Here is a 15,378-nt window from a genome sequence, read left to right on the forward strand (position 1 = left end):
AGGCAAAAGGACAAGCAGATGAGACAGACCAGGCGTTTTCCCGTCCACGGGGCCAACTCGTTGTGGCAGTTGTATCGGACTGTGAGTTTTTGGAAAGTGGTCAAAAACTTTCTCGTGATTCAGATTGCCCGCTATACGCCGTTTCTCTCCTGGAAAAACTGGCTCTATCGGACCTTTTTGCGCATGGAGGTGGGGGAGCAAACAGCTGTGGCCCTGATGGTGATGATGGACATCATGTTTCCTGAGCTGATCAAAATCGGCCGCAACTGTGTCATCGGCTACAACACCACGATCCTTGCCCACGAATACCTGGTGGATGAATACCGGCTGGGCGAAGTGCGCATCGGTGACCGCGTGCTGGTGGGAGCCAACTCCACCATTCTGCCGGGCGTGACGATCGGCGATGGAGCAATTGTCGCCGCAGGTACCGTCGTGCACAAGGACGTTCCCCCCGGTGCGTTTGTCGGCGGCAATCCGATGCAGATCATTCGGGAAGCAAGTACCGATCGGCCGGAGTAGTCGCGGAATAATTGTTTCGTCTGAAGCCCCGAACGCTGTGTCGTGAACAGAGCGTCCGGGGCTTTTTGTGCTGTTTTTTTCGGAAGATGCGCACGTTGCGGGGTAAGATGACTGAATTGCTTGATAATTCCTGTTGCGGTTGACGGTCAGGGGGTTCCGTGATAATCTTCTACATAACACTTTAGTTTGCTACCATATTAGCAGAGTAAAGCAAAATCGGTGTGGAGGGAAGAGCGATGACAAAGCCGTTGGGATTTGAAAAACCGCTGGGGATGCGGGACATACTGCCGGAATCACTGGCGAGACAACGGCATTTGGAGCGGGCGCTGCGGCAGTGCATTGAACGGTGGGGATACCGGGAGATCGTCACCCCGTCGCTGGAATATTTCGACACAGTGGGGATGGCGAGCGCGACGCTGACCGATCGGATGTTTCGGCTGCTGGACAAACAGGGCCACACGGTCGTGCTGCGGCCGGACATGACGACGCCGATTGCCCGCGTCGTGTCTTCCTTGTACAAGGACGTGCCGCTGCCGATTCGCCTGTACTACCAGACGAACGTATTTCGCGCCCAGGAAAAGGAAGCGGGCCGCAACGCGGAGTTTTTCCAGACGGGCATCGAACTGGTCGGAGACGGGAGCGTGGACGCTGACGCGGAGGCGATTGCCCTCGCCGTGTTCTGTATGCGTGCGGCCGGGGTGGAGACGTTCCGGATCGCAATCGGCCATGTTGATTTTGTCGAGGGACTGCTGGAGGAGACGGTGCCGGACGAGACGGTGCGCGACCAGTTCCGCCGGTTCCTGTACGAACGGGATTTTGTCGGATTCCGGCAGTTGGCCGACGAATTGGACATCGCGGCGGAAGACCGTCGCCGCCTGCATGCGCTGCTGCGGCTGCGCGGGGGCAAAGGCAAGATTGACGAAGCCCGCGAGCTGACGACAAACGGCAAAGCGCGCCGGGCGGTCGAGAATATCTCGGCACTGTGGGAGGCGTTGGAGGCGTACGGCGTGACCGATGCGCTGCTGCTTGATTTCAACCTGATCAGCAATCTGGACTACTACACGGGTGTCGTGTTTGAGGGATATGCTGCCGATCTGGGCTCGCCGCTGGTGGGAGGCGGCCGCTACGACCATCTGCTGGCCCAGTTTGGACGACCTGCGCCGGCGACCGGGTTTGCCATTAAAATGGACCGGCTGATGCAGGTGACGTCGCTGGCCCCGTCGCCGGAACAGCCGCCTGTGCTGCTCTGCTACACGGAAGGACGGCGCAAGGACGGGCTTGCCGAGGCGCAGCGGCTGCGTCAGGAGGGGCGGGTCGTCGTGACGCGGTTGGTGCGCGACCAGGCGGAGGCGGCGTTGTGCCGGGAGCAGGCCGACGGCGAGTTTATCTGCCTTACGGAACAGGGGGAGTAGGAGATGAGTTTTTCCGACAATGCGCAAAAATTGACGATTGCCATGCCGAAAGGGCGGATCTTTGAGGAAGCGGTTCACTTTTTGCAGCAGGCCGGCTTGCAGGTGACGGGGGAACTGCAGGATTCCCGCAAACTGATCATCCCGGTCGAAAACACCAGTCTGGAGTTTATCCTGGCCAAGCCGACAGATGTGCCCACCTACGTGGAATACGGCGTGGCCGATGTCGGGGTGGTGGGCAAAGACGTGCTGCTGGAAGAGGAGCGGGACGTGTACGAACTTCTTAATTTGCGCATTGGCCGCTGCCGCATGGTGGTGGCCGGCCTGCCCGGCTGGAGACAGACGGAGGCGCCCCGCGTTGCCACCAAGTACCCGCGTATCGCCTCCCGCTATTTTCGCGAGCAGGGGCAGCAGGTCGAGGTGATCAAGCTGAACGGTTCCGTCGAACTGGCCCCGCTGATCGGGTTGGCGGACAGGATCGTGGACATCGTCTCCACCGGCCGGACGCTAAAAGAAAACGGGCTGGTGGAACTGGAACACATCTGCGACATCACCACTCGTCTGATCGCCAACCGGGCCAGCTACCGGATGAAGAGCGAGGCCGTGGACGACATCGCGCAAAAATTCTGGGAGGCGATCCCCCGCTAAAGCCCCCCAACGACAGGAAAGGAGAGGTAACCGGCAATGATGCGAATTGTGCAAGCCAATCAGTTCGACGCGAAACGATCGGTGGAAGCGGGAACACGCGAACAGCAGGAAGCGGTGCGGACCATTTTGGCCGATGTACGGGAGCGGGGAGACGAGGCTGTCCGGGCGTATACGGAGCAGTTTGATAAGGTCCGGCTGGAGAACTTTCGGGTAAGCGAGGCGGAATTCGCCGAGGCGGAGGCGTTGGTGGCCCCTGCGGTGAAAGCTGCGCTGACGGAAGCGGCGGCCAACATCCGCGATTTTCACCAGCGGCAGGTGCGCCAGTCGTGGTTTACCGCCAAGGAAAGCGGCACCGTGCTGGGGCAGATTGTCCGGCCGCTGAAGCGCGTCGGTCTGTACGTACCCGGCGGAACAGCCGCCTATCCGTCCAGCGTGCTGATGAACGCCATTCCCGCCAAGATCGCCGGCGTCCCGGAAGTGGTCATCGTCACTCCGCCGGGAGCGGATGGCCGGATCAATCCGGCGATTCTGGTCGCTGCCAGTATCGCCGGCGTACACGAAATCTACAAGGTGGGCGGCGCGCAGGCGATCGCTGCGCTTACCTACGGCACCGCGCAAATCAAGCCGGTGGACAAAATCGTCGGGCCGGGAAACATTTTTGTGGCGCTGGCGAAACGGGAGGTGTTTGGCCTGGTCAGCATCGACATGGTGGCCGGCCCGAGCGAGATCGTCGTATTGGCTGACGAGACGGCCAACCCGCGTTACGTGGCTGCTGACCTGCTGTCCCAGGCAGAGCACGATCCAATGGCGGCCGCCGTGCTGGTGACGCCGTCCCGCACGCTGGCAGAAGCAGTGGCGCAGGAAGTGGAGCGGCAGCTGGCCGAGCTGCCCCGCCGTCACATCGCCGAAGCGGCGCTGCGCGATTATGGCGCCATTTTGCTGGTGAACGATCTGGACGAGGGCTTTGCGGTGGTGAACCGGCTCGCCCCCGAGCACCTGGAGATGTTGATCGACAACCCGTTTGACCAGTTGGGCAAGGTGGAAAACGCCGGGGCTATTTTCCTCGGACCGTACAGCTCGGAGCCGGTCGGGGACTATTTTGCCGGCACCAACCACGTCATCCCCACCAACGGCACGGCCCGTTTCTCTTCACCGCTGTCGGTGGACGACTTTGTGAAAAAATCGAGCGTGGTGTCCTACAGCAAACGGGACCTGCGCGAGCACGGCCATAAAATCGTCACCCTCGCGGAACAGGAAGGGCTGGCCGCTCACGCACGGGCCATTCTGGAGCGGCTCAACGACTTTACCAAAGAAAAGCAGGAGCGTGACCAATCATGAGTGAAAACAGACGGGCGGCGCAGATCGCGCGCACGACCAACGAAACGGACATCGCCCTTTCCTTTGCCGTTGACGGCACGGGAGAAAGCAGACAGGATTCCGGCGTGCCGTTTCTCGACCACATGCTGGACCTGTTTACCCGCCACGGTCACTTTGATCTGACCGTGAAGGCAAAAGGTGACATCGAGATCGACTACCACCACACCGTCGAAGACATCGGCATCTGCCTCGGCCAGGCGCTGCGCGAAGCGTTGGGCGACAAAAAGGGCATCAAGCGCTACGGCAACGCCTTCGTGCCGATGGATGACGCGCTGGCGCAGGTGGTCATCGACATCAGCAACCGGCCGCACCTGGAGTACCGGGCGGCGTACCCGTCGCCTGTGGTCGGGCAGTTTCCCACCGAGCTGGTGCACGAGTTTCTCTGGAAGTTCGCCCTGGAGGCGCGCATCAACCTGCACGTCATTTTGCACTACGGCCACAATACGCACCACATGATTGAAGCCATTTTCAAAGCGCTCGGCCGCGCCCTGGACGAAGCGACGACGATCGATCCGCGCGTCAAAGGCGTACCGTCCACCAAAGGGGTTTTGTGACGATGATCGGCATTATCGACTACGGCATGGGCAATTTGTACAGCTTGAGCAAAGCGCTGGAACGGCTTGGGTACGCCTATGAGTTTGTCTCCCGCCCGGAGCGGCTGAACGACTTTGCCGGCGTAATCCTGCCGGGGGTGGGAGCGTTTGGCGACGCGATGACCAACATCCGCCGGCTTGGACTGGAGGAGGGCATTCGCACGTACGCGGCGTCCGGTCGGCCGGTTCTCGGCATCTGCCTTGGCATGCAGCTGTTGTTTGAAAAAAGCGAAGAGCACGGCACGCACGCCGGTCTCTCTCTGTTGGGCGGGGAGGCCGTCCGTTTTCGCGGCGACTACAAGGTGCCGCACATGGGCTGGAACCAGCTGCAGGTAAAGCAGGAGCATCCCCTCCTGGAAGGCGTGAACAGCGGGGATTACGTCTACTTCGTGCACTCCTACCACGTGCGGGTGAGCGATCCGGCTGTGCTGTTGGCGACCAGCGACTACCATCAGGACGTCACCGCCATTGTCGGGCGGGACAACGTGTTCGGCATGCAGTTTCATCCGGAAAAGAGCGGCGACACCGGCATGCGGTTGCTGCGCAACTTTGCCGGACAGTGCGAGGGGGGAAAAGCATGACATTTACAATCTACCCGGCGATTGATATTCGCGGCGGCAAATGCGTACGGCTGTTCCAGGGCGATTACGCTCAGGAGACGGTGTACGCTGATTCGCCGCTGGAGATGGCCCGCCAGTGGGTGTCTCAGGGAGCGTCCTGGCTGCACCTGGTCGACCTGGACGGGGCCAAGGCGGGGCAGCCGGTCAACGGCGAACTGATCAAGGAGATCGCACGCGCCGTGCCGGTACCGGTGCAGGTGGGCGGCGGCATCCGCACGGAAGAGCAGATTGCCGACTATCTTGAGGCGGGGGTCGCACGCGTGATTCTCGGCACGGCGGCCATTGAGGACGAGCCGTTTACACAGCGGATTTTGAGTCGGTACCAAAACAGCGTGGCGATCGGACTGGACTGCCGCAACGGCATGGTAGCCACCCGCGGCTGGCTGACCACGACGGACGTGTCTGCGGTGGAACTGGCAAAGCGGCTCGTCTCGTACGGAGCGGAGACGTTCATCTACACGGACATCGCCCGGGACGGCACGCTGACTGGACCCAACGTGGAGGAGATCGCCGGGCTGGCGAAAGCCACCGGCAAATCGGTCATCGCTTCGGGCGGCGTAAGCGCGCTCGACGATCTGCTGACGCTCGCAGCCTGCGCGGCGGACGGCGTCTCTGGGGCGATCGTCGGCAAAGCCCTCTACACGGGCGCGTTCACCTTGGCGGAAGCGGTATCCCGGATGGAGGAGCGTGAGTAGCATGCTGGCCAAACGCATCATTCCCTGCCTGGACGTAAAAGACGGCCGCGTCGTCAAAGGCGTGCAGTTCGTCGGTCTGCGGGACGCCGGGGACCCGGTGGAGCTGGCGAAAAAGTACAGCGAAGAAGGGGCGGACGAGCTGGTTTTTCTCGACATCTCCGCTTCTCATGAAGGGCGCAAGACGATGGTGGACGTGATCGAACGGACGGCTGCCAACATCACGATTCCCTTTACCGTCGGCGGCGGGATCAACAGCGTGGAGGACATGAAGCGCATCCTGCGCGCCGGAGCCGACAAAATCTCGCTCAACACAGCAGCCGTGCTGCGGCCGGAGCTGATCCGCGAAGGGGCGACCGTGTTCGGCTCGCAGTGCATCGTGGTCGCCATCGACGCCCGGCGTGTCGGCCCTGATCGCTGGGAAGTGTACACCCACGGCGGACGCAACGCTGCGGGCCGGGACGTGATCGAATGGGCGCGGGAGGCGGAAGCGCTCGGTGCCGGCGAGATCCTGCTCACCAGCATGGACGACGACGGTGAAAAGAAAGGCTTTGGCGTGCAGCTGACACGGCTGGTCTCGGAGGCGGTCGGCATTCCGGTGATCGCGTCCGGCGGCGCGGGCGCGCGGGAGCATTTCTACGACGTGCTGACGGAGGGCAAGGCAGACGCCGCCCTGGCCGCGTCCATCTTCCACTACGAAGAGACATCGATTCAGGCGGTCAAAGAGTACCTGCTTGCGAAAGGAGTTGTCGTGCGGCCATGACCCCAACCGTTTCCTTTGAGCAACTGCTTGGGCAGCTGCGCTTTGATGAAAACGGGCTGATTCCCGCCATCGTGCAGGACGCCGTGAGCAAAGAGGTGCTGACGCTCGCCTACATGAACAAAGAGTCGCTGGCAAAGTCGCTTCAGACAGGAGAGACGTGGTTCTGGAGCCGTTCGCGGCAAGAGCTGTGGCACAAAGGAGCTACGTCCGGCCACACCCAGCGGATTATGTCCATGCGGTACGACTGTGACGGAGACGCCCTGGTCGTGCAGGTCATACCCAACGGCCCCGCCTGCCACACCGGTTCGTACACCTGCTTTGGCCAAACGATTGCGTCCGGAGGGGAAGCGGCGGAGGGGGCAGATCAGACGACTGTCCCTGACCGGTTTGCCATCCTGAACGAACTGGAGCAGCTGATTGCCTCCCGCGAGGCGGAACGGCCGGAAGGGGCGTACACCACCTATCTGTTTGAAAAGGGCGTCGACAAGATTTTGAAAAAAGTGGGCGAGGAAGCGGCGGAAGTGATCATCGCCGCCAAGAACCACAGCCACGACGAACTGCGCTACGAGGCGGCCGACCTGATCTACCATCTGCTGGTTCTCTTGCGGGAGCAAAAGCTGCCGCTGGACGACGTGCTGGCCGAACTGCGAAGAAGACGTTGACGCCACATCACCACTCCCTTTGCCGGGGAGTGGTTTTTTGCTAGAATGAAAACATCCTCCGAATGGAAAGGTGTGGTGATCATGCAGCATATCAGAAATATCGCAAATGGATTTGCAAACGCTTTCGCAAAACATCTTTTCAAAAGGCGGGGGGCCAATTGATCAAAGGAGAGCGAGTGGAACTGCGGCCGGTCACGGAAGCGGACCTGGTGCGGCAGTTTGAATGGCGATACGACGAGGAAGTGGCCAAGTGGGCGGTCGGATCGGAGGCGGTCGAGTACAGCAACCTGCTGCTGGAATCGCTGCGGGCGATGTACGCAGAGGCCGTGCGCAGCACACTTCCGTCTGATAATTTGCGCGGGTGCGTATTTTCTGTCTACACCCTGGACGGCGTGCATATCGGCATTTTTTTCGGCAAACGCAAACGGCCGGACAGATCCACGGAAACGAACGACAGGATCGATAGATCGGACAGGCGTCGGACTTGGCGGATGAGATGACAAACAACGGACCGATCAAGCACCAGCACGAAGGACACCTACAGGAGAACACGCCGCTGCGATGGGGGCTTCTGCCAGGCAGGGGCCTTTTTCGATTGGCGGCCGTGGAAACGACGACGCGACGGAAGGAGGACAGCACTGTGAACCGACGATGGTGGGCCATCGCCCTGCTGGCTGTGCTCTGGCTGTACCCCGCGAATGCGTCAGCCGGAGACGTGCTGAGGGTCGTCTTTGACAAGGAGCTGCCTCCGTTTTCCTACACGGACGAACACGGCGACGTCTCCGGATTTAACATCGAGTTGATCCAGGCCATCGCCGAGCAAAACGGCTTTGAGCTGGAGTTCGTGCCGCTGGAGTGGGAGGATGCTGTCTCCTACCTGCTGCACGGCAAAGCGGATGTCCTGCTGGGGATGAAATACACCAGCCGGTACGATCAGGTCGTCGACTTCAGCGAATCGTTTTTCACCATGTCGGAGGTGCTGCTGGTTCCAAAGGACGACAACGAGATCTACACCCTGAACCACTTGAAGGACAAGGTGGTGGCGGTGCAGCGGGGGAATACCGGCATGGATCTGGTGCAGGACATCCGCAGAGTGAAGCTGCTCGTCTCCTTCAACCAGCGGGACGCCCTGGACAATCTGATGCGGGGGAGAGCCGACGCGTTTATCGGAAACCGCTGGACCGCCGCCTACTTTCTCGACAAGGCGGGCAGAAGCGACGACTTTGAGATGCGTTCCGGTCTGATCAACCCGACCGACTACGCCTTCGCCGTGCGGGAGGGCAACTACGCGCTGCTGGACAAGCTGAACAAAGGACTGAACCAGCTGTATCGGGACGGCACCTATACGCGGTTGTACAGCCAGTACTTCGAACCGTATTCGTTGCATGTCACCGACTGGTGGCGAAAACTGGTCATCGCCCTGGTGATCGCGATGGCGATCGTGGTTGTGACGCTGGTGACCATTTTTACCTGGAACAAACGGCTGCAGCAGGAAGTGCGGCGGCAGACGGCTGCACTGGCCGACTTGCTGGCGTTTCAACGCAAGGTGCTGGACAACACGGAGAGCGCCATCCTCTCGCTGGACGTGAGCGGCCACGTGACGCTGGTCAATCAGGTGGCCCGCGGGATGCTGTCCCTGTCCGACAGCGTGTTGGGCCGCCACATCTCCTCCCTCTTACCGCAATTGCCGTTGGAGGCGCCGCTGGAGCAGTTATCCCCTCGTCAGTACGAAGGGGAGTTTCAGTGGGAGCCCGGCTCCATCCGCGTCTTTCACTACTACATGGCGCCGTTTGTCAACGCCTCCCATGAGCACGTGGGCTGGATCGTCAGCTTGCAGGACCGAACGGAGCAGAAGCGGCTGCAGGCCCAACTGGTCGCGCAGGAAAAGATGCGGGCGCTCGGCCAGTTGGTGGCAGGCATCGCCCACGAACTGCGCAATCCGCTGACCGCGATCAAGACATTTGTCGAGCTGCTTCCCAAAAAGCTGGACGACGAGCGCTTCCGGGCGGAACTGCTGCGGTACGTGCCGGAAGAAATGGAGCGGATGAACCGCATTTTGGAGGACCTGCTGGACTACTCCCGTGCCAAACCGCTGCAAATGCAAAACGTCGATCTGCGGGAGTTGGTCGGCTCCGTACTGGGCCTGTTTGCCAGACGGTTGGAGCGCGAGCAGGTGGAGGTGGTCGTGGACGTGCCTGGCGAACTGGTGATCCGGGCCGACCGGGCTCGCGTGAAGCAGGTGCTGATCAACCTGGTGATGAATGCGCTGGAAGCGATGGCATCCAGTCCCCGCAAGCACTTGACCATCCGCGCTGACAGCAGGGCGGGCGGCGTGGAACTGGCAGTGGGCGACACCGGGGAAGGAATGGACACGGAGGAGCTGTCCCGCCTGTTCCAGCCGTTTTATACGACCAAAGCCCAGGGAATCGGCCTGGGGCTCTACCTGAGCGACAGGCTTATGCAGGAGCACGGCGGCCGGATCGAGGCAAGCAGTGCGAAGGGAAAGGGAACCACGTTTACGCTGTGGTTTGAACGACAGGAAAAGGAGGAGAGCCATGCCCAACTTGCTCATCGTGGATGATGAACCGGCCATCTGCGCCTCGCTGTCGTTTGCGCTGGAAGACGACTACACGGTCTGGACAGCCGGAGACGAGCCGAGCGCGCTGGCCGTCGTCCGGCAGGAAGCGATCGACTGCGTCCTGCTGGATTTGAACCTGGGGCACACGTCCGGTTTGGATTTGCTCGCCAAGCTGAAAAGCGTCAAACCGGATGTAACCGTGATCATAATGACGGCGTACGGCACGATCGAATCTTCCGTCGCCGCCATGAAGGCTGGTGCCTACCACTACCTGACCAAGCCGCTGCACCTGGACGAGGTCAGGCTGCTGTTGAACAAGGCGCTGGAATATCAACATCTGCACCGACAGGTAAAGGTGCTGAGCGAAGCGGTCAAACAGCAGCAGTCGTATGCCGGGATCATCGGCAAAAGCCAGCCGATGCTGAAGCTCTACCAGTTGATCGAAAAAGTGAAGGACATCACCTCCAGCATCCTGATCACCGGTGAAAGCGGAACGGGCAAGGAACTGGTGGCCCGGGCCATCCACTTCCAGGGCATACGCAGCCACGCGCCGTTTTCGGTGGTCAACTGCGCCGCCATTCCGGAGCAGCTCCTGGAAAGCGAGCTGTTCGGCTACGAGAAGGGAGCCTTTACCGGAGCGTTTCAGCGCAAAGCCGGATTGTTTGAGCGCTCACACGGCGGCACGGTGTTTCTCGACGAGATCGGGGAAATGCCGCTTGCCCTGCAGGCCAAGCTGCTGCGCGTCATTCAGGAGCGAACGGTGACGCCGCTCGGCGGTTTCGAGGCAAAAGAGGTGGACATTCGCATTATCGCCGCCACCAACCGCAATCTGGAGGAGGAAGTGGCCCGGGGAGCGTTTCGCGAAGACCTGTTTTACCGTCTCAACGTCATTCCCATCCGCACTCCGGCGCTGCGGGAGCGGCGCGAGGACATCCCGCTTTTGATCGAGCACTTTCTCGACCTGTACGCCGTCCATTTGGGCAAGGGGAAAAAAGTGTGCAGCCCGGAGGCGCTCAAACGGTTGTACGCCTATTCGTATCCGGGCAATGTGCGGGAACTGGCCAACATCGTCGAGTACGCGGTCGCCCTTTCGCAGGGGGAGATCATCACGACAGAAGACCTGCCGTTTTCCGTCAGTGAGCGGCCATCAGGCAGCCGGACGGTCCCTGCCGGACAAGAGGGCGTCCTGATCCCGGCCGGCATGTCTCTGGAGGAGGCGGAGCGGCGGATCATTTTATACACCCTGGAGCAAAACGGCGGACACCGGAAAAAGACGGCGGATCAGTTGGGCATCAGCGAGCGGGGGCTGCGGCAAAAACTGAAACAGTACCTGGAATCGGAGGCAACCTCGTAATTTATCAGAAAACCGGAAAATTTGGCGAACCGGCAAAAAATTCCGCATGGACGGGATTTTTTTGCCGGTTTTTTTTTTATAGGCGGCGGCAGGAAAACGGCAAAATTTCGCTGTGTTTCGGCATGAGTGTCGGTTGGCACGCCATTTGCTTTTAAAAGAGATTGTAAACGGTTGCAAAACGCGTAAGGGGGAATATTCGTGTTGAAAAAAATGCTGAACATTTTGTCTTCCGCGCTGCTGGTGCTCTCCGTGGCGGCCTGCAGCAGCCCATCTTCGCCTGCGCCGGGAGGAGACAATGCATCCGGCGGCGGTTCCGAGCAGAAGTTTTTGACCATCGCCACCGGCGGAAGCTCCGGTCCGTACTATACGCTCGGCGGTGCGATGGCCAAGATTTACAAGGACAAGCTGGGCTACAACGCCTCTGTCCAATCCACCGGCGCATCCGTGGAAAACATCAACCTGTTGAAGACCAAAAAAGCGGACATGGCGTTTGTCATGTCAGACGTAGCATCGTTTGCCTACAATGGCCAGGAAAACTTCAAGGATGCCGGCGCCATCAAGGACCTGAAGGCCATGGCCGGCCTGTATCTCAACTACGTGCAGATCGTCACGCTGAAAGACCGCAACATCAAATCCGTGGCTGACCTGAAAGGCAAGCGCGTCGGCGTGGGTGCTCCCAACTCCGGGGTGGAGGTAAACGCGCGGATGGTGCTGGCCGGGCACGGCCTCACTTACAACGACATCAAGGCGGACTACCTCTCGTACGCCGAGGCGGTCGAGCAGTTGAAGAACAACACGATTGATGCCGCCTTCGTTACATCCGGGCTGCCGAACTCCACGGTGATCGACCTGATGACCACCAAGGACGTGGAGATCGTGCCGATCAACAAGGAAGACGTGGAGAAAATGGCGCAGCAGTTCCCGTTCTTCGTGTCGGCGGAAATTCCGGCGGGCCTGTACAAGAACGACCAGCCGGTGCCGACCGCTGCAATTCGCAACCTGATGCTGGTGCGCAGCGACTTGTCTGACGATCAGGTGTACAAGCTGACCAAGACGTTCTTTGAAAACTTCGACACGCTGAAGGGCGCCCACAGTGCGGCCAAGGAGATCGAACCGAAGGAAGCGGGCAGCAATCTGGTGGTGCCGCTCCATCCGGGGGCCGAAAAATACTTCAAGGAGATTGGCGCACTCAACTAATCCCGATAATGTTGTGAACCGATTCGCCAGGGAGCAGGGAGGGATGACGGCATGAAGAGATGGGCGATGCGCGTGTTCCTCCTCGTTGTGGGGCTCGTCCTGACAGGGCCCCACCCCTTTTTGCTGCTGAAGGACTTTCATCGGCAGGACATCATCGGAGCGGTACCGCTCGGGATGGACGACCGCTTTGAAATCGAATGGGTTCATTCGGTGGAGCTGACCCCGTGGCGGGAAACGTACCGTGTCCATGGTCTGCGCGGCATGGAGCTGGCCGAAACCTCGTTTCAATCGTTTGGAGCGGGCGTTCCGGCCGCGTTTGCCGACGCGGTTGTCGCAGTCCGCGACGGATGGATCACGGTATCCGGTTTGCACGAACAGCGGGATCGTGTCCTGTATGTCATCTCACGGAAAGATTACAAGCTGACTGCAGGAGGCCAACAGTGGAACTTGGCGGACGTATTGCCGCTGGGTACGTCGTTGGAACTGTCCGTCAGGTGGTTTCCGTGGTGGTACCGGTATTTATACAGCTTGAAGCAGAAAGGAAGTGACGTGTAGGTGAGCACGCAGGCAAACATGCCCAGCCAGGAGGAAATCCGCTTGAACGAGAGCAAGGCCCAGGCTGTCCTGGAGGAGTACGACATGGAAGCACGCTACCGCGTGTTTGAGAAAAAGTGGCTGCGTCTCCTGGTCTCCGGCGTGGCGATCGCTTTTGCCCTGTATCACTTGTACGCCGCGTACGCGATTCCGTTTGTGACCTTGAAGCATCGGTCGCTGCATGTGGCCATTGTGTTATGCCTTATTTTTTTGCTGTACCCGGGCCGAAAAAAGGCGTCCCGCAAACATCTGTCGCTGCTGGATGCGGTGTTTGCCGTAGTGTCGCTGGGCACGGCCGGCTATATTTTTATCTATTACCTGGACATCGTCAACCGCGGAGGGATTCCATCTGCGCTTGACGTGACCTTTGCCACGATCACTTGTCTGTTGGTGCTGGAAGCGTCCCGCCGCGTGGCCGGTTGGGAGCTGACGGCGATGGCCGCCATTTTTGTCGCGTACGCCTATCTTGGTCCGTACCTGCCGGGCGAATTTGGTCACCGGGGGTATACGCTGAGCGATATTTTCAACTACATGTACGTGACGACGGAAGGGATTTTTGGCGACGCCATCTCGGTATCCGCGTCGTTTATCATTTTGTTCATCATCTTTGGTGCGTTTCTCTCCAAATCCGGCATGGGCACGCTGTTTAACGATCTGTCGTTGGCTCTGGCCGGCAGCAGCAAGGGCGGTCCGGCAAAAGTAGGGGTGATTGCCAGCGCGGTTCACGGATCGATCAACGGCTCGGCTGTAGCCAGTGTGGTGACGACCGGTTCGTTTACCATTCCGATGATGAAACGCGTCGGCTACAAGCCGGAGTTTGCTGCGGCAGTGGAGGCAACAGCTGCCGTGGGCGGGCAAATCCTCCCGCCGGTCATGGGAGCTGCTGCTTTTATCATGGCCGAGACGCTGGGAGTGCCGTACGTCTCGATTGCCATCGCGGCGCTGATTCCGGCGATCATGTATTACTTTGGCCTGCTCGTCCAGGTGCACCTGCGCGCGGACCGCGACAACCTGCAAGGACTGAGCAAGGACGAACTGCCAAAGGTAAAGGACGTCCTGCGCGAGCGCGGACATCTGCTGCTGCCCCTGATCCTGCTGGTGGTGCTGCTGATGATGGGCTACACGCCCACGCTCGTAGCGGTAGTGACGATCGTGGCTACCGTGATCATCGCTGCGTTGCGTCCGTCCAGCCGGATGGGGTTCCGCGACATTCTGGCAGCGCTGGAAACCGGTGTGCGCGATACGCTGGGCGTGGCCGCTGCCTGCGCGGCCGTCGGGATTACCGTAGGCGTGTTCAGCCTCACCGGACTGGGCCTGAAACTGGCCAACATCATCCTGATGATGGGCTCGGGCAGCCTGTTCATGACGCTGTTTTTCACGATGATTGCCTCGATCATTCTGGGGCTTGGCCTGCCGTCCATCCCCTGCTACATCATCACCGCGACGATGGCCGCACCGGCACTGTCCACGTTTGGCGTCGATCCGCTGGCGTCCCATCTGTTTGTTTTCTACTTTGGGGCGATTGCCAATCTGACGCCGCCCATTGCGCTGGCCGCTTTTGCCGGAGCGGGCATTGCCGGTTCCGATCCGCAGCGGACTGGCTGGATTTCCTGCAAGCTGGCCCTGGCCGGGTTTATCGTTCCGTTTATTTTCATCTACAAACCGGGCCTGATGATTCTCAACTCCAGCGTGTTGGACATCACCGTTGCTGCCGTCACCACCATTCTGGCCGTTCTGGCGCTGGCTGCTGCCACCGAAGGGTATCTCTTCACCAGAATGAACTGGGCGATACGCTTCGTCTTGATCGGGGCCGGCGTTCTGCTGATCTTCCCGGAAGCGGTCTACATGGTCGCTGGACTGGTGGCGCTGGCCGCCGTATTGATGTATCAATTTTTCAAAATGCGCGGCGCCGTTTCCATACAGGCTTGAGAATTTTCGCATGCAAACCTAAACAGGCGCGTCCTCTCCTATTGAATCAGGAGGGGACGCGCCTTTTGTCCCAATCTGTAAGGGACAAAAAAACTTTTAAAATTACCCTTGATTTTGTATTTGCAATGTGATAGATTAATCCTTGTCGCCGATGAGCGGTGACGAAATGAGAGAAAAGATCTCGAAGATTGATAGAAAAAAGGTCTTGACTCTCAAAAGTCGAATGTGATATAGTAGCAAATGTTCGACACGAAATGCTCCTTGAAAACTGAACAGCGAACGCGTTGAACGAGCCTAGCAATTCTTTTCTTTGAAAGCTAACGATTCAACTCAACTTTATTGGAGAGTTTGATCCTGGCTCAGGACGAACGCTGGCGGCGTGCCTAATACATGCAAGTCGAGCGGACCTGTATGGAGCTTGCTCCAGACAGGTTAGCGGCGGA

General features: G+C 59.6%; 15 protein-coding genes and 1 rRNA gene. All 16 read left to right on the top strand.

All coding sequences use genetic code 11. The features are described 5' to 3' along the window. Nucleotides 1–18 precede the first annotated feature (18 nt). On the top strand, nt 19–519 hold the full coding sequence (locus tag ETC00_RS16880; protein WP_171567296.1) for an acyltransferase: 501 nt from the start codon (nt 19–21) through the stop codon (nt 517–519). Between the two features lie 236 nt (nt 520–755). Beyond that, the gene (locus tag ETC00_RS16885) at nt 756–1,931 is read left to right on the top strand and encodes an ATP phosphoribosyltransferase regulatory subunit (RefSeq protein ID WP_171567297.1); all 1,176 of its coding nucleotides are present in this window, start codon (nt 756–758) and stop codon (nt 1,929–1,931) included. 3 nt (nt 1,932–1,934) lie between these two features. Beyond that, nucleotides 1,935–2,576, top strand: a complete 642-nt coding sequence (gene hisG / locus ETC00_RS16890; RefSeq protein ID WP_171567298.1) for an ATP phosphoribosyltransferase — start codon at nt 1,935–1,937, stop codon at nt 2,574–2,576. 39 nt (nt 2,577–2,615) lie between these two features. Then, nucleotides 2,616–3,914, top strand: a complete 1,299-nt coding sequence (hisD, locus tag ETC00_RS16895; RefSeq protein ID WP_171567310.1) for a histidinol dehydrogenase — start codon at nt 2,616–2,618, stop codon at nt 3,912–3,914. Further along, nucleotides 3,911–4,507 (top strand): imidazoleglycerol-phosphate dehydratase HisB, encoded by a 597-nt coding sequence (gene hisB / locus ETC00_RS16900; protein ID WP_171567299.1) that lies wholly within the window; start codon nt 3,911–3,913, stop codon nt 4,505–4,507. Before hisD ends, hisB begins: the two co-directional genes overlap by 4 nt. A gap of 2 nt (nt 4,508–4,509) precedes the next feature. Next, nucleotides 4,510–5,127 carry an imidazole glycerol phosphate synthase subunit HisH gene (gene hisH / locus ETC00_RS16905; protein ID WP_171567300.1) on the top strand — a complete coding sequence of 206 codons (618 nt, stop codon included), beginning with the start codon at nt 4,510–4,512 and terminating at the stop codon, nt 5,125–5,127. Continuing rightward, nucleotides 5,124–5,861, top strand: coding sequence for a 1-(5-phosphoribosyl)-5-[(5-phosphoribosylamino)methylideneamino]imidazole-4-carboxamide isomerase (hisA, locus tag ETC00_RS16910; RefSeq protein WP_171567301.1), 738 nt, complete (start codon nt 5,124–5,126; stop codon nt 5,859–5,861). Before hisH ends, hisA begins: the two co-directional genes overlap by 4 nt. A 1-nt stretch (nt 5,862) precedes the next feature. Continuing rightward, entirely contained in the window at nt 5,863–6,621 is a 759-nt protein-coding gene (gene hisF / locus ETC00_RS16915) for an imidazole glycerol phosphate synthase subunit HisF (protein WP_171567302.1), read from the top strand. Then, on the top strand, nt 6,618–7,283 hold the full coding sequence (gene hisIE / locus ETC00_RS16920) for a bifunctional phosphoribosyl-AMP cyclohydrolase/phosphoribosyl-ATP diphosphatase HisIE (RefSeq protein ID WP_171567303.1): 666 nt from the start codon (nt 6,618–6,620) through the stop codon (nt 7,281–7,283). The genes hisF and hisIE overlap by 4 nt, the downstream gene beginning before the upstream one ends. Before the next feature lie 158 nt (nt 7,284–7,441). Next, complete coding sequence (locus ETC00_RS16925; RefSeq protein ID WP_171567304.1) at nt 7,442–7,783, top strand: GNAT family N-acetyltransferase; 342 nt, start codon at nt 7,442–7,444, stop codon at nt 7,781–7,783. Nucleotides 7,784–7,923: 140 nt separating this feature from the next. Beyond that, on the top strand, nt 7,924–9,864 hold the full coding sequence (locus ETC00_RS16930) for a transporter substrate-binding domain-containing protein (RefSeq protein ID WP_371808916.1): 1,941 nt from the start codon (nt 7,924–7,926) through the stop codon (nt 9,862–9,864). Then, nucleotides 9,839–11,215 (top strand): sigma-54-dependent transcriptional regulator, encoded by a 1,377-nt coding sequence (locus ETC00_RS16935; protein WP_171567306.1) that lies wholly within the window; start codon nt 9,839–9,841, stop codon nt 11,213–11,215. Before ETC00_RS16930 ends, ETC00_RS16935 begins: the two co-directional genes overlap by 26 nt. 198 nt (nt 11,216–11,413) lie before the next feature. Further along, a complete protein-coding gene (locus ETC00_RS16940; protein ID WP_371808917.1) occupies nt 11,414–12,412 on the top strand; it encodes a TAXI family TRAP transporter solute-binding subunit in 999 nt (332 codons plus the stop codon). A gap of 51 nt (nt 12,413–12,463) precedes the next feature. Continuing rightward, the gene (locus ETC00_RS16945) at nt 12,464–12,967 is read left to right on the top strand and encodes a DUF1850 domain-containing protein (protein WP_171567307.1); all 504 of its coding nucleotides are present in this window, start codon (nt 12,464–12,466) and stop codon (nt 12,965–12,967) included. After that, nucleotides 12,968–14,935 (top strand): TRAP transporter permease, encoded by a 1,968-nt coding sequence (locus ETC00_RS16950; protein ID WP_230077449.1) that lies wholly within the window; start codon nt 12,968–12,970, stop codon nt 14,933–14,935. Between the two features lie 336 nt (nt 14,936–15,271). Beyond that, nucleotides 15,272–15,378: ribosomal RNA gene (locus ETC00_RS16955) — 16S ribosomal RNA — on the top strand; the annotation flags it as partial.

The organism is Brevibacillus sp. MCWH (assembly GCF_013096935.1).
Classification (GTDB): Bacteria; Bacillota; Bacilli; order Brevibacillales; family Brevibacillaceae; genus Brevibacillus; species Brevibacillus aydinogluensis.

Excerpts from the sequence above, each read along its gene's own strand:
- ETC00_RS16880 (WP_171567296.1), top strand. The coding sequence starts at position 19 with ATGAGACAGACCAGGCGTTTTCCCGTCCACGGGGCCAACTCGTTGTGG.
- ETC00_RS16885 (WP_171567297.1), top strand. The coding sequence starts at position 756 with ATGACAAAGCCGTTGGGATTTGAAAAACCGCTGGGGATGCGGGACATA.
- hisG (WP_171567298.1), top strand. The coding sequence starts at position 1,935 with ATGAGTTTTTCCGACAATGCGCAAAAATTGACGATTGCCATGCCGAAA.
- hisD (WP_171567310.1), top strand. The coding sequence starts at position 2,616 with ATGCGAATTGTGCAAGCCAATCAGTTCGACGCGAAACGATCGGTGGAA.
- hisB (WP_171567299.1), top strand. The coding sequence starts at position 3,911 with ATGAGTGAAAACAGACGGGCGGCGCAGATCGCGCGCACGACCAACGAA.
- hisH (WP_171567300.1), top strand. The coding sequence starts at position 4,510 with ATGATCGGCATTATCGACTACGGCATGGGCAATTTGTACAGCTTGAGC.
- hisA (WP_171567301.1), top strand. The coding sequence starts at position 5,124 with ATGACATTTACAATCTACCCGGCGATTGATATTCGCGGCGGCAAATGC.
- hisF (WP_171567302.1), top strand. The coding sequence starts at position 5,863 with ATGCTGGCCAAACGCATCATTCCCTGCCTGGACGTAAAAGACGGCCGC.
- hisIE (WP_171567303.1), top strand. The coding sequence starts at position 6,618 with ATGACCCCAACCGTTTCCTTTGAGCAACTGCTTGGGCAGCTGCGCTTT.
- ETC00_RS16935 (WP_171567306.1), top strand. The coding sequence starts at position 9,839 with ATGCCCAACTTGCTCATCGTGGATGATGAACCGGCCATCTGCGCCTCG.
- ETC00_RS16945 (WP_171567307.1), top strand. The coding sequence starts at position 12,464 with ATGAAGAGATGGGCGATGCGCGTGTTCCTCCTCGTTGTGGGGCTCGTC.